Here is a 14,473-nt window from a genome sequence, read left to right as displayed (position 1 = left end):
ATTTTGTAACTGAGAAGGTTCTGACCAGGTACAGTGATAAAATTAATGGGGAGGCTTTGCCTCCCCATTTTGGACTTATTAGGTAAGTCAGTGAAGTCTGGAACGTAAGCGGACATTTCAAACACTCACGGTAAACTTCATTCATCCCACCCATCATACAACCGGATGTTCACCTGGATATTTCTGACCACATCCTCATCTTCTAATTCCATATCATCTGGATCTGTGATCGGAGGCAGCTCTGGAACTTCTTCGGAGAGCTCTACAGAAATCCAGTCGAATGCAGCAGCGTTAGCGCTTTCGATAGCTTCGTCTAAAGTGTCTCCTTCTCCGAAGCAGCCTTCCAGGTCTGGGAAAGTTCCCTTATAACGACCATCTTCGGTTTTCTTAAAAACAGCAGGATATATAAATTTCATGATAAACCTCCCGAAAATAAAAATAACATATTGAAAATTAATTTCAATTATAAGCGTTTGAGCTGGTAAATACAAGATAAGAAAAAACTTGTATTTAAGAAAATACGAAACGAGAAAAGACGTGGCAGCGGAGCCAAAAAGAATCTAAGAAACAGGATTGTCAAATATAGGGGAAAATGATATTCTTACAGCAAGAGACTTTAGAGCGTGTTTGAAAAATCATTCCCGCAATCTGCACGCCCCACTTTGCGGTATATTTCACCCGAATTCGGTTGCCGTAGCCCGCTACGGCGCCCTCATCCGAGCGAAATCTCCCACAAATTGTGACGCACATCTTGCAGAAAGCCTTTTTCAAACACGCTCTAGCCGGTTCGGAACTGAAAGAAAATGGCGCGGCTTTATAGAAATATACCTGCCGGAGGTGAAATCTTGGAATTTCAGCATGAATTGATCATACCAAACGAAGGTCTTCCTTTCAAAATCTTTTTATTTGAAGGCGGACACGGCAATTACGAAAGAGAAAAACACTGGCATACCTCAATTGAGATTTTTGCAGTGCTAAAAGGCAGACTGACCTTTTTTCTCAATGAAGAAGAGTACCCCCTGGAGGCTGGAGGGCTGATCATCATCAATTCCAATGAGATCCACTCCATTCACGCCCCCAGGAAAAATGAGACTGTGGTTTTGCAGATTCCACTAAAGCAGTTCGAAAAATATTTTACTGCCCAGCGGTTTATCCGATTTACAAGTGCAGCCCGTGTAGCAAAGGATCAGAAGTCCAAGGCTCCGGATAACCGGAAGCTGGCATTTTTTATTGAGGAGCTTTATAAGGTGTACCGTGCCCGTGAAGAAGGATGGGAGTACCGGACTATGGCACTGTACTACAATATTTTGTACCTGATGGTAAGGGATTATCGTGAGACCGAGGCTGCACAGGAGGAAATTCAGGACAGCCGACGACTGGATGCTTTGTCAAAAATTACCACTTATATGCGTGAGCATTATACAGAAGAACTGAAACTTTCTGAGATGGCAAATTTATTTGGCTATTCAGACGCTTATTTGTCGCGAATGTTCAAAAAGTATGCAAAAATCAATTTTAAGACTTATTTACAGGAAATTCGCATGTCTTATGCATGTCGGGAACTGATGAATACAGAGAAAACAGTGAGCCAGATTGCCCTGGACAACGGTTTTGCCAGCAGCAGAGCCTTTTCCAGAGAGTTTCAGAAGAAATATAACAGACTTCCAAGCGAAGTAAGACAAAAATTTAATACAACTCCAAAAGAATAAAATGTCAAAAAAGTGCTATAGATAAGACAAGAAAACCGTCGTAAAGCATATCAGAATATGGTATGCTTTTTTCATGCAGAAAGAACCAGGGCAGACTGAGATCAGCAGCTGGTTCGGGAATCTTGAGTATGAGCATGTTGGACTGCTGTGAGAGTGGCAGATAGCAGCCATGTCCGCATTCTGATATGCGCAAAAGGAGGTTAATCGTGAAGATTCAGAAAGTAACAGATCCGGCATTCCGTAAATATGGACAGGTGCTGGAGGGATACGACTTTACAGGTCTTATCAAGGAGATGAAACACACTCCGGTTCCAGAGGACGTAATCTATGTTCCATCTGTTGAGGAGCTGGAGGCACTGGATATTATGAAGGACCTGCAGAATAAGGGATACGGCGGGCTGCCGGTCCAGATCGGATACTGCAACGGCCATAACAAGAAGCTGAATGCAGTGGAGTATCATCGTAATTCCGAGATCAATGTAGCGGTTACAGATATTGTCCTTCTTATCGGACATCAGCAGGACATTGAGCCGGATCATACCTATGATACATCTAAGATCGAGGCATTCCTTGTACCGGCAGGAACCGGAATCGAGGTATACGCTACCACACTTCACTACGCACCATGTCATGTGAATGAGGGCGGTTTCCAGTGTGTTGTTGTACTTCCGAAAGGAACTAACACAGACCTTACTTTCCAGACTGAGAAGACGGGAGAGGACAGCTTGATGACAGCCAAGAACAAATGGCTGATCGCACATGAGGATGCGAAGATCGCTGGCGCATTTAATGGTCTGAAGGGTGAGAATATCACAATTGACTGATAAAATAATTCATAGTTGCTCATTTTTTTCAGAAGATAAACCGACACGTTGTTGGTGGGTAACTACTAAAGTCTGTTTGAAAAATGAATATTGAGACCTGAGGAGCTTACATAGCTACCACAATTGAAAGTTTCTTAAAAAATTAAAATATGGAGGAATACCTATTATGAACAATATACCAGTAGTAAAACTTGGATTAATCGCAGTAAGCCGTGACTGTTTCCCGATTCAGCTTTCTGAGAAGAGACGCGCAGCTATCATGGACGCTTACAAGGGTGAGCTTTATGAATGTCCAGTAACTGTTGAGAATGAGAAAGACATGGAGAAGGCTCTCGAGGATGTAAACAAAGCTGAGTGTAATGCACTTGTTGTTTTCCTTGGAAACTTCGGACCAGAGACTCCAGAGACCCTGATTGCTGAGAGATTTGACGGACCATGCATGTATGTAGCTGCTGCTGAGGGCGATGGCGATATGATCAATGGTCGTGGTGATGCTTACTGCGGTATGCTGAACTGCTCCTACAACTTAAAGATGCGTCATCTTGAAGCTTATATTCCGGAATATCCGGTTGGAACTGCAACTGACATTGCTACCATGATCGCTGACTTCGTACCAGTTGCACGTGCCGTTATCGGTGTTCGTAACCTGAAGATCATTACCTTTGGACCACGTCCACAGGACTTCTTCGCATGTAACGCACCAATCAAAGGACTCTATGAGCTGGGTGTTGAGATCGAAGAGAACTCTGAGCTTGACCTTCTGGTTGCTTACAAAGAGCATGAGAACGATCCTCGTATCCCAGAGGTTTGCGCAGATATGGCAAAGGAAATGGGCGAGGGCAGATACTATGCTGACCTTAGTGAGAGAATGGCACAGTTCGAGCTTACTCTTCTTGATTGGGCTGAGGCTCACAAGGGCGCCAGAAAATACGTTGCATTTGCTGATAAATGCTGGCCTGCATTCCCGTCACAGTTTGGATTTGAGCCATGCTATGTAAACAGCCGTCTTGCTGCAAGAGGAATCCCGGTATCCTGCGAGGTTGATATCTACGGAGCTCTTAGCGAGTATATCGGACTTTGCATTTCCAATGACGCTGTTACACTGCTTGACATCAACAACTCCGTTCCTCAGTACATCTATGATGAGGATATCAAGGGCAAATATGATTATAAGCTTACCGATACATTCATGGGCTTCCATTGCGGAAATACTCCGGCCTGCAAGATGTGCGATTCCAGAGCTGTTAAATATCAGCTGATCCAGCACAGACTTCTTGAGCCGGAAGGATCTGAGCCAGATTTCACAAGAGGAACTCTGGAGGGAGATATCGCTGCTTCTGATATTACATTCTATCGTCTGCAGTGCAACTCTGAGGGAGAGCTTGTTTCTTATGTTGCAGAAGGTGAAGTTCTTGACGTACCTACAAGATCCTTTGGTGGTATTGGTATCTTCGCAATCAAAGAGATGGGAAGATTCTACCGTCACGTACTGATCGAGGGCAACTACCCGCATCACGGTGCAGTTATGTTCGGACATTATGGAAAGGCATTCTACGAAGTAGTGAAATTCCTTGGACTTGATGTTAAGAAGATCGGTTACAACCAGCCAGCTGGTGTAAGATATCCTACAGAGAATCCATGGGGCTAATGCTTAAATAAACAGTAAGTAATTGCTGTGTACAAAGTTGAGAGCAATGTAGAATGATTGCTTCTTGCTTAAAAAGCAGGAAGGGACGATTTGAATAGAATTATAGGCGTATATAGAAACGGCCGTACCACTTTATGCGGTACGGCTGTTTTTAGAATAGGCGGGCAGAGCATTCTAAGAGGGTTCTGGCCGGAAAGCCTAGAAGGAACGCCTAAGGCATGAACTTAAGGAGGATAAAAATGTATTTTATCGGTGTTGATCTTGGTACTTCCGCAGTAAAACTTCTTCTTATGGAAGAATCCGGAAAAATCTGTAATATCGTATCAAAAGAATATCCATTATTTTTCCCGCATCCGGGCTGGTCTGAGCAAAATCCGGAAGACTGGTATACCCAGAGTATGGCTGGTATGAAAGAACTGACAGAGGGCATTGACCGCTCCCAGGTTGCCGGAATCAGCTTCGGCGGACAGATGCATGGACTGGTAACTTTAGATGATCAGGATCAGGTAATTCGTCCTGCAATTTTGTGGAATGACGGACGTACTTCTGAAGAGACAGATTATCTGAATAATGTGATCGGAAAGGACAAGCTTTCCCAGTATACTGCAAATATCGCATTTGCAGGCTTTACTGCTCCGAAGATCCTGTGGATGAAGAAAAATGAGCCAGAGAAATTTGCAAAAGTTGTGAAGATCATGCTTCCAAAGGATTACCTGGCTTATCGTTTAAGCGGCTCCTTCTGCACAGATGTATCTGACGCTTCAGGTATGCTTCTTCTGGATGTAAAGAATCGCTGCTGGTCTAAAGAAATGATGGAAATCTGCGGTGTGAAAGAGGAGCAGCTTCCGAAGGTTTATGAGAGCTGGGAGGTTGTTGGAACACTGAAGCCAGAGGTTGCTAAAGAGCTTGGCTTCTCTGAGAATGTAAAGGTTATCGCTGGTGCTGGAGACAATGCGGCAGCAGCTGTTGGTACTGGAACAGTTGGTGATGGACAGTGCAATATTTCCCTTGGTACTTCTGGAACTGTATTTATTTCCAGCAAGAATTTTGGTGTAGATGAGCACAATGCCCTTCATTCTTTCTGCCATGCAGATGGAAGCTATCATCTGATGGGATGTATGCTCAGCGCTGCTTCCTGTAATAAATGGTGGGCCGAGGAGATTCTTGGAACGAAGGACTTCGCAGCAGAGCAGGCGCCTATCCAGAAGCTTGGTGAGAATCACGTATTCTTCCTGCCATACCTGATGGGCGAGCGTTCCCCACACAACGATCCAGATGCAAGAGGCGTATTCTTCGGCATGTCCATGGACACCTCAAGAGCAGATATGACTCAGGCTGTATTGGAGGGAGTTGCTTTCGCACTTCGTGATTCTCTGGAGGTTGCAAAGAGTCTTGGAATTAAAATTGAGCGTACCAAGATCTGTGGCGGTGGTGCAAAGAGCCCGCTGTGGAAGCAGATTATTGCAAATGTTATGAATATTAAGGTTGACGTTCTGGAAGTGGAAGAGGGACCATCCCTTGGAGGTGCTATGCTGGCAGCAGTAGGATGCGGTGTTTATCCGGACGTTGAGACTGCTGGCAAGAAGCTTGCAAAAGTAGTGGATACTGTAGAGCCTACTCCAGAACTGGCTGCGAAATATGAGGAGAGATACCAGAAGTTCAAAGAACTGTATCCGGCTATGAAGCCGCTGTTTAAGAATCTGTAAGAGATGTAGCAAGCATATTCGGCTGTAAGAGCGAAGTCTACAGTTGTAATGTTTAAGAATCTGCAAGAGATATAGCAAGGCGGACATAATTTGGTTTAAAACGGATTAATAGAATGGTGATTGTGTTGAATGTGAAATAATTAACACAATCACCATTTTTGTATAGTCATGATTCTATAAAACAAATTTCTCCAGAACTTCTGCAACACCATCCTCATTGTTAGTGCGTGCAGTGATATAATCCGCAGACTCTTTCACGCCATCTGGTGCATTTGCCATGGCAACGCCAAGGGCAGCATAGCGGATCATGGAGAGGTCATTGAAACCGTCGCCGATAGCGATAGTTTCAGCGGGGGTGAAATCGTAGAGCTTACCAATGCAATCAATAGCTGCAGCCTTTGACACCTTACTGCTGAAGAACTCCAGATAGAAGGGCTTGGAGGTGCAGAAGGTTACGTTATGAAAATGAGCTGTTTTCCGTAGCTCTTTTTCTATTTGCTGAATTTGGGAAACATCGTCATACCAGAGAATTTTCGTAATCCCCTGCGCCAAAAGCTTGTCGATAGATGGCATGAGAAGGGGCGTTACCTTGGTAGCCTGGCTGTATTCCTGAATCCGGTCATTCAGCTTGTTCCCATATAATTTATTGTCCGACCAGATGCACATGGTAGTATCATAGTTCAGTCCTGCTTCCAGAATCAGACGCGCATCGTCAGCTTTCAGCTCCTGTCTATACAGAACGCGTCCGTCAGCAGAATCCAGGATCATAGCCCCATTATAAGTGATCACAGGTCCCTGAATGCCCAGCTGTTTCTGATAGCGCTCCACTCCCTGAATGGGGCGCCCGGTGCATATGGAGAAAATCAGTCCCTGCGCGGCTGCCTGCCGGATTATTTCGATGGTGTATGGTGTAATTTCGTTTTTGTCATTTAATAAAGTACCGTCCATGTCGGCGGCTGCAAATTTATAGATCATAGTGCCTCCTGGAATGTATGGTAAATTAGTTTTGTGAGCTGAAATGCCCCTCGCAGGCAGAGTATCCTGCTGGTTGTTTTTTCTTATTATAAAACAAAGATAATGCAGGAATCAATCACTTTGAATGGTTACATGTGAAGATTCACATGGATTTCGGGAAAAGATGCCTTGATTTCGGCATTTAAGAGAATTGTTTTTTTGTTTGCAAAATGGTAAAATAATTGGGTGCTGTAAAAGCGGAAACAGGCAGGCTGAGATTGTGAAACAGTCATGCCTTTGGGACTTTTACAAAAATGAAAAATAGAAAAGTGATGAGGTGTAAAGCTATGCAGGAAATGAAGCCAGTTAAAGAAGGCAAAGTACGCGAGATTTACGACAACGGAGACAGCCTGATCATGGTTGCGACAGACCGTATCAGCTGTTTTGATGTGATCCTGAACAACGAAGTGACGAAGAAAGGCACTGTTCTTACACAGATGTCCAAGTTCTGGTTCGATATGACCCAGGATATCCTGCCGAACCACATGATTTCTGTTGATGTAAAAGATATGCCGGAGTTTTTCCAGCAGGATAAGTTTGACGGAAACAGCATGATGTGCCGCAAGCTGGATATGATCCCGGTTGAGTGCATCGTTCGTGGATATATCACTGGAAGCGGCTGGGCAAGCTACCAGGAGAATGGTACAGTTTGCGGAATTACTCTTCCGGAAGGTCTGAAAGAGTCTGACAAGCTGCCTGAGCCTATTTACACACCTTCTACCAAGGCTGAGATTGGCGACCACGATGAGAATATTTCTTTTGAGCAGAGCGTTACCCATCTTGAGAAATACTATCCGGGACATGGTCAGGAGTATGCAGAGAAGATTCGTGATTACACCATCGCATTATATAAAAAATGTGCTGAGTATGCTTTAAGCAAAGGTATTATTATTGCAGATACCAAATTTGAGTTTGGACTTGATGAAAATGGTAATATTGTTATTGGTGATGAGATGCTTACACCGGACAGCTCCAGATTCTGGCCGGCAGATGGATATGAGCCAGGTCATGGCCAGCCATCCTTTGACAAACAGTTTGCCCGTGACTGGCTGAAAGCAAACCCGGACAACGACTGGACTCTTCCACAGGAAATCGTGGACAAGACAATCGACAAATATCTCCAGGCATATGAGATGCTTACAGGGGAGAAGCTGAAATAAGTAATATACATAATACTGCCAGGGCGTCTGTCCCTGGCAGGCTGATAAAATCCTTTATTTTATTTTCAAAGGATACACTTTGCTTGTATGTAAAAAGCGCCCGGGAGTTTGGGTCTCCCGGGCGTTGATTTTTGTGAGCAACGTGCCAAATCCATGTTTACACGGAAACCTGGCTGACATGTAAAAATCAGAACAGTCCTGTGATCTTACCTGTTTCGTCTACATCGATTTTCTCAGCAGCCGGAACCTTTGGAAGACCTGGCATGGTCATGATCTCTCCTGTGAGGGCTACGATGAAGCCTGCACCTGCAGAAATCTTCAGGTTACGAACAGTTACTTCAAAGCCTGTCGGAGCACCAAGCTTGGTCTGGTCATCTGTTAAGCTGTACTGTGTTTTTGCCACACAGATCGGGCAGTTTCCGAATCCAAGCTCTTCCAGCTGTTTTGCCTGCTTCTGAGCATTAGCTGTAAGAACAACTCTCTTACCGCCATAGATCTTCTGAACGATCTGATTCAGCTTATCTTCGATAGAGCCTTCAAGCTCATAGGAATATGTGAAGTCGTTTGGCTCTTCAACAAGACGGATTACTTCCTCAGCTAATTTAATACCGCCTTCGCCGCCTTTTGCCCATACTTCAGAAAGTGCAACATTAACGCCAAGCTCTTTACATTTTGCTTCTACCAGGTCAAGCTCTGCCTTGGTATCTGTCGGGAATGCATTGATTGCAACAACACATGGAAGCTTGTAAACATTTTTGATGTTGCTTACGTGTTTCAGAAGGTTTGGAAGACCTTTCTCAAGAGCCTCAAGGTTCTCATTGTTAAGATCAGCCTTCGGAACGCCGCCATTGTATTTCAGTGCACGGACAGTAGCAACGATAACAACTGCATTTGGTTTCAGACCAGCCATACGGCATTTGATATCAAGGAATTTCTCGGCACCAAGGTCAGCACCGAATCCAGCCTCTGTGATGGTGTAATCAGCAAGCTTCAGAGACATCTTGGTAGCGGTTACGGAGTTACATCCGTGAGCGATGTTTGCGAATGGTCCGCCGTGAACGATTGCAGGTACATGCTCCAGTGTCTGAACAAGGTTTGGTTTCAGAGCATCTTTCAGAAGTGCTGTCATAGCACCCTCTGCATGAAGATCACCAGCTGTTACCGGTTTCTGCTCTGACGGTTTGCCATATGTATAACCGATGATGATTCTGGAAAGTCTTTCTTTCAGGTCTTTGATATCACTTGCAAGACAGAGAACAGCCATGATCTCGGAAGCTACCGTGATGTCATAGCCGTCTTCACGAGGCATACCGTTTGTTCTTCCGCCAAGTCCGTCTACTACATTACGAAGCTGACGGTCGTTCATATCTACACATCTTCTCCATGTGATCTTACGTGGGTCGATGTTAAGAGCATTGCCCTGGAAAATATGGTTATCGATCATTGCTGCAAGAAGGTTGTTTGCTGCGCCGATTGCGTGGAAGTCACCTGTGAAGTGAAGGTTGATATCTTCCATTGGAACTACCTGGGCATATCCGCCGCCTGCTGCACCGCCTTTTACACCGAATACCGGTCCAAGGGATGGCTCACGAAGAGCTACCATAACGTTCTTGCCAAGCTTCTGCATAGCGTCTGCCAGACCAACTGTAGTAGTGGTTTTTCCTTCTCCGGCAGGAGTCGGGTTGATAGCGGTAACCAGAATCAGTTTGCCATCATTCTTATCTGTTTCTTTCAGAAGATTGTAATCGATTTTTGCTTTGTATTTACCATACTGCTCAAGATATTTGTCCTCAATACCTGCTTTAGCTGCAATCTCAGTGATTGGTTTCATTTCACATTCCTGTGCGATTTCGATGTCACTTTTAAACCCCATAATAAAAGCTCCTTTCGTTGTGTAAGATTAAATGGTTTTTATATAACCGTTTCTTAAAAAGACAACGGTATTTCCCTCATGTCAGAGGTACCTCCCGGTAAAAAAAGGGCAGTATCTGATGATTCAAATACTGCCCAGACGGTCGGCTGGAAATTACTGCCTATGCTGTCTGCAAAATATGATGCAGCTTCTGTAAACAGTAATCCTCATGATCTGCTCCTGAAGTCCCTGTGGTTAACTCCACGATCCGTCAGTATTCAGAAGCTTTTCAATTGATGTGCTCATTGTATCATTAAAAAAACATTTTGTCAATAAATTAACAGACAGCATTATTGTCAAAAAAGACGATGCATATTTGTGAAAAATAACAAATACTTTGAACGTGGATAAAATCTACCCGAATTGAAAAATACAATCTCCGCTTCAGACTTCATAAAAATTTTATGACTTGGATAGTTGCGTATGAGGGCAAGTATTGTTAGAATAGAAAATGCACAGAGCCTGTTTGAAACAGGATAATGATTCGTGGTTTTATATAAGAAAGGTTGAATAATTGAATGAATAGAACAGAATTTCTGGATACATTGAGAAGTCAGCTGTCCGGACAGATGCATGAGGGTAAGGTGGCGGCGCATGTGCGTTACTATGAAGATTATATTCAGTCACAGGTACGTAGTGGATGCGATGAGCAGCAGGTTCTTGATGAACTTGGAGATCCAAGGCTGATCGCCAGGACTTTGCTGGATACAGATGTGGATAACGGTCAGCTGGATTATGAGGAGTACAGCACCTATTCGGATGACGCACAGAATACCCAGAGCTCCAGCCGGAATCATGTACATGTATGGCGGTTTGATACCTGGTACAGCAAACTTCTGGGCGTGGTGCTCCTGCTGATAGTCGTCTTTTTGCTGTTTCATATTCTGGTGGCAGTGATTCCGTTTTTTGCGGTACTGGCGTTGATTTTGTTTATTGTGTCACTGATAAAAAATCGGAATTAACATGATACTATGAACGTCACGAACGGCAGATGCGGGAGTGTCGCAGGCGCACAGCAGCTGATTTTCATATATAGAGATGTCGCCGATAGACGACATGTCCGTTTTGTAACAAAAAAATGTCGGACATGCTTTAGAGAATCATATGTTACTGTTCACTCCGTTCACAGTAACGCGCTTCGCGATGCACAGAAATCATGCATTCGCATGATTTCGCGCCGCAATTCTCGGGTTTTCTGTGAACTTTGTTCACAAAAAACGCCTCGCGGAACGTGACCAGTGAACAGTAACAATCATATTCAGCAAGGTTTCTTCTGAGCAGGAACGAGTTACAGTTTTGTTGAGATCGTGATATAAAGTATGGGCATTATAGAATATATTCAGGGAAGGATTTAAATGAGCAGTATAACAATAGAAGAATTAAAAAAGTTACCAGCGGAGTCCTATCAGATCATTGATGTCCGCGACGAGATTGAGATTTCCCATGGCGCTGTTAAGGGGGCTTTGGCCTGTAAGCCAGAGGAAATCATGGAGAATCCGGAAGTGGATAAGACCAGAAAACTGGTTATTTGCTGCAGCCGCGGAATCAATAGTAAAGAAATCGCTAAGAAGCTCGAGGAAGAGGGGCTGGATGCAGTAAGCCTTGAGAAAGGGTACATTGCCTGGCTTATGGATGCCATGAAGAGTTCACAGGACGAAGATTTTGCGAAAAATGTGGAGATCAGTCTTCGCAAGAAATTTAAGAAAAAAATCTGGTCCAGGTTTACCAAGGCAATCAATACTTACGAGCTTGTGAAGCCGGGAGATAGGATTGCAGTCTGTATTTCCGGCGGCAAGGACTCTATGCTGATGGCAAAGTGCTTCCAGGAACTGAAGCTTCATAATAAATTTGATTTCGAGGTGAAATTTCTGGTTATGGATCCGGGCTACAGTCCGGCCAACCGTCAGGTAATCGAGGAAAACGCTAGAAGGTTAAATATTCCTATTCGTATTTTTGAGTCTGATATTTTTGAGTCTGTATTTAATGTGGAGAAATCTCCTTGTTATCTTTGCGCAAGAATGCGCCGCGGGCATCTCTATGCTTTTGCAAAAGAAATGGGTTGCAACAAGATTGCACTTGGTCACCACTATGATGATGTGATTGAGACCATTCTTATGGGCATGCTTTACGGTGCCCAGGTACAGACTATGATGCCCAAGCTTCACAGCACCAACTTTGAGGGAATGGAACTGATCCGTCCATTGTATCTGGTGCGGGAGGATGATATTAAGGCATGGCGTGACTACAATGATCTCCATTTTATTCAGTGTGCATGTAAATTTACAGATACCTGCACTACCTGCAATAACGAAAATCGCTCCAAACGTGTAGAAATCAAGGAACTGATCCGTGACCTGAAAAAGGTGAATCCGTTTGTAGAGGGCAACATTTTCAAGAGCGTAGAGAATGTAAATATTGATACAGTTGTGGGATATAAACAATATGGTGTGAGACATTCTTTCCTGGAAAATTATGATGGGGAGCCCGGTTCTGCCTCTGAGAATGCAGCTGATGCAGCAGAGTAACAGAGAGAAAATGTGGATTTTAGACCTGCACACTCGGATCTACATCCTACGCGATTGGTATAGTTATTTACGAAACGATGTATTAGTAAAAATATTGAGCCAAGGTCAATGCTGCATGTGACCTTGGCTCGTTTTTTTGTCGGGGATGAAAAGAGAAGCGCTATAGATATATTGGAGTATTTATTTTCCGATTTTTCCGAGAAGCCATACACAAAGAATGATGATCAGAATGGCAGTAAAGATTCCTGCCATACCTTTTGCCATGATTTCAAGTGCAATAATGATATTGGATGTATTCATAGATAAGACCCTCCTCATTATAAAAATTTTTTTATAAAAATTTTGTGACCAGGTTGATAACCATGCCTCCTGCGATTACAGAAGCAATCTGTCCGGACACGTTGGCACCGGCGGCTTGCATGAGAATTACATTTGTGGGATCTTCTTCCATGGCCATTTTCTGAACTACACGGGAGGACATTGGAAATGCAGAAATTCCGGCGCCTCCGATCATAGGATTGATCTTCTTTTTCAGGAAAAGATTCATAAATTTTGCCAGAAGAACGCCGCCGATGGTGTCCATGACAAAAGCAAAAAGTCCAATCACCAGAATCAGTAAGGTCTCTTTTGTTACAAACTGTTCTGCACGCATGCTGAAGGAAATGGTGATTCCAAGAAGCAGGGTGATCAGATTTGCTAGAATATTCTGGGCTGTGTCGGACAGGGTGCCCAGGACGCCGCATTCCCGGATCAGGTTGCCGAACATGAGAAATCCAACCAGCGCAACGGATTGAGGTGCTACCAGCCCCACGATTACAGTAACTATAATGGGAAAAGCAATCTTCATGGTTTTGGAAACGGATTTCGGATTATATTCCATGTGAATGCAGCGTTCCTTCTTTGTAGTGACAAGCCGGATGGCAAAGGGCTGTACAATTGGGACAAGTGCCATGTAGGAATAGGCGGCAACTGCAATGGCGCCGATATATTTGGAATTCAGGACCTGGGATACCAGAATGGAAGTAGGTCCGTCGGCAGCACCGATGATTCCGATAGAAGCAGCGTCTTTTAGGTCAAATCCAAGGATGGTGGACAGTAAAATTGCAGCAAAAATTCCAAGCTGTGCACCTGCGCCAAACAGGAACAAAGAGGGATTGGAAAGCAGGGGACCGAAGTCGATCATAGCGCCAATTCCGATGAAAAGTAAAATCGGCATGACTTCTGAGGCTTCAATTCCCACATGGAACAGCCATTCAATGACTCCGTTTGCCTGGATCCCGCCAGCCAGAGTCTGGTTTAAAACTCCGGAAAAAGGCAGGTTCACAAGTATGGCACCAAAGCCCATTGGCAGAAGCAGGGCTGGTTCAAATCCCTTTTTGATAGCCAGCCAGATCAGGGTGATTCCGACGGCAAACATCACAATTTGCTGCCAGGTTAATGCAAGGATTCCGTCTGTTAAAAATTCCATTTCTTTTTCCTCCTTTTGGGTGTTTGAATGTAAGTGCTTAAATAGATAAAAATACTTGCATAATGTTAATATTGTTATAAAAATGAAAGCCTTGTAGGGAAGGCATTTTATAACCTGTTTTTGGGGTATAAAAAAGACTTTTATTACAATACTGCATATCTGAAGATATGCGACTATTGTAATAAAAGTCTTGCCATTTCAATTTTCTGCGGGCGACAGATTCATGGAACTGTCTACCGTTCTGACGCATGAAAATCCATATACAAAAATGCACTAAACCAGAAACAGTGCATTTGATATGCCAGCTACTCCCTTTTATTGAAGCGTGACTGCAAATGTATTTTGTTGTGGTAATTATAATTCGGCAAAGGTGGGAATGTCAACCCTGAATTATATAAAAGAAAGAATTTATTGGCCATTTGGTTACGGAACTGTTATCCGGAAACATTTTTCTTGTAAAAAATTCAGGGCAGGTATATGATTAAAAAACGAAATCAAAGTAAAATA

General features: G+C 43.8%; 13 protein-coding genes. 8 read left to right on the top strand and 5 right to left on the bottom strand.

Annotated elements, in window-relative coordinates; translation table 11 throughout:
• Nucleotides 1-137: 137 nt before the first annotated feature.
• Together ACESTK_RS15505 and ACESTK_RS15500 are read right to left on the bottom strand one after the other, a co-directional pair.
• Nucleotides 138-416 carry a type II toxin-antitoxin system HicB family antitoxin gene (locus tag ACESTK_RS15505; protein WP_118581811.1) on the bottom strand — a complete coding sequence of 93 codons (279 nt, stop codon included), beginning with the start codon at nt 414-416 and terminating at the stop codon, nt 138-140.
• 160 nt (nt 417-576) lie between these two features.
• Nucleotides 577-750 carry a DUF6783 domain-containing protein gene (locus ACESTK_RS15500; protein ID WP_319017296.1) on the bottom strand — a complete coding sequence of 58 codons (174 nt, stop codon included), beginning with the start codon at nt 748-750 and terminating at the stop codon, nt 577-579.
• Here ACESTK_RS15500 and ACESTK_RS15495 point away from each other — a divergent pair.
• From ACESTK_RS15495 to xylB, 5 genes are all read left to right on the top strand, one after another.
• Nucleotides 670-867 carry a DUF6783 domain-containing protein gene (locus ACESTK_RS15495; protein WP_319017295.1) on the top strand — a complete coding sequence of 66 codons (198 nt, stop codon included), beginning with the start codon at nt 670-672 and terminating at the stop codon, nt 865-867. The two genes, ACESTK_RS15500 and ACESTK_RS15495, sit on opposite strands and share 81 nt — an antisense overlap.
• Nucleotides 846-1,709 carry an AraC family transcriptional regulator gene (locus ACESTK_RS15490; protein WP_173717509.1) on the top strand — a complete coding sequence of 288 codons (864 nt, stop codon included), beginning with the start codon at nt 846-848 and terminating at the stop codon, nt 1,707-1,709. Before ACESTK_RS15495 ends, ACESTK_RS15490 begins: the two co-directional genes overlap by 22 nt.
• A gap of 206 nt (nt 1,710-1,915) precedes the next feature.
• Nucleotides 1,916-2,533, top strand: coding sequence for a DUF4867 family protein (locus ACESTK_RS15485; RefSeq protein ID WP_373120189.1), 618 nt, complete (start codon nt 1,916-1,918; stop codon nt 2,531-2,533).
• 166 nt (nt 2,534-2,699) lie between these two features.
• A complete protein-coding gene (locus tag ACESTK_RS15480) occupies nt 2,700-4,181 on the top strand; it encodes an L-fucose/L-arabinose isomerase family protein (protein ID WP_118581802.1) in 1,482 nt (493 codons plus the stop codon).
• Nucleotides 4,182-4,420: 239 nt separating this feature from the next.
• Nucleotides 4,421-5,887, top strand: coding sequence for a xylulokinase (xylB, locus tag ACESTK_RS15475; protein ID WP_118581799.1), 1,467 nt, complete (start codon nt 4,421-4,423; stop codon nt 5,885-5,887).
• A gap of 174 nt (nt 5,888-6,061) precedes the next feature.
• On the opposite strand, the gene ACESTK_RS15470 is transcribed toward xylB, so the two are convergent.
• On the bottom strand, nt 6,062-6,862 hold the full coding sequence (locus ACESTK_RS15470) for a Cof-type HAD-IIB family hydrolase (protein WP_373120187.1): 801 nt from the start codon (nt 6,860-6,862) through the stop codon (nt 6,062-6,064).
• A gap of 326 nt (nt 6,863-7,188) precedes the next feature.
• Between ACESTK_RS15470 and ACESTK_RS15465 the strand changes: the two genes are divergently transcribed.
• Nucleotides 7,189-8,061 (top strand): phosphoribosylaminoimidazolesuccinocarboxamide synthase, encoded by an 873-nt coding sequence (locus tag ACESTK_RS15465; RefSeq protein ID WP_342980954.1) that lies wholly within the window; start codon nt 7,189-7,191, stop codon nt 8,059-8,061.
• Between the two features lie 187 nt (nt 8,062-8,248).
• Here the strand turns inward: ACESTK_RS15465 and ACESTK_RS15460 are convergent, their stop codons facing one another.
• Complete coding sequence (locus tag ACESTK_RS15460) at nt 8,249-9,934, bottom strand: formate--tetrahydrofolate ligase (RefSeq protein WP_373120186.1); 1,686 nt, start codon at nt 9,932-9,934, stop codon at nt 8,249-8,251.
• Between the two features lie 557 nt (nt 9,935-10,491).
• On the opposite strand from ACESTK_RS15460, the gene ACESTK_RS15455 reads away from it, so the two are divergent.
• Entirely contained in the window at nt 10,492-10,935 is a 444-nt protein-coding gene (locus ACESTK_RS15455) for a DUF1700 domain-containing protein (protein ID WP_373120185.1), read from the top strand.
• Between the two features lie 393 nt (nt 10,936-11,328).
• Nucleotides 11,329-12,498 carry an ATP-binding protein gene (locus ACESTK_RS15450; RefSeq protein ID WP_270430797.1) on the top strand — a complete coding sequence of 390 codons (1,170 nt, stop codon included), beginning with the start codon at nt 11,329-11,331 and terminating at the stop codon, nt 12,496-12,498.
• Nucleotides 12,499-12,829: 331 nt separating this feature from the next.
• On the opposite strand, the gene ACESTK_RS15445 is transcribed toward ACESTK_RS15450, so the two are convergent.
• Nucleotides 12,830-13,966: a sodium ion-translocating decarboxylase subunit beta gene (locus ACESTK_RS15445; protein ID WP_118581790.1), complete on the bottom strand. Its 1,137-nt coding sequence runs from the start codon at nt 13,964-13,966 to the stop codon at nt 12,830-12,832.
• Between the last annotated feature and the right edge of the window lie 507 nt (nt 13,967-14,473).

It is taken from the genome of Ruminococcus sp. Marseille-P328 (genome assembly GCF_964249465.1).
Classification (GTDB): Bacteria; Bacillota; Clostridia; order Lachnospirales; family Lachnospiraceae; genus Blautia_A; species Blautia_A faecis.
The sequence above is the reverse complement of the archived record's forward strand: the minus strand, read 5'-3'. Positions and strand labels throughout refer to the sequence as shown.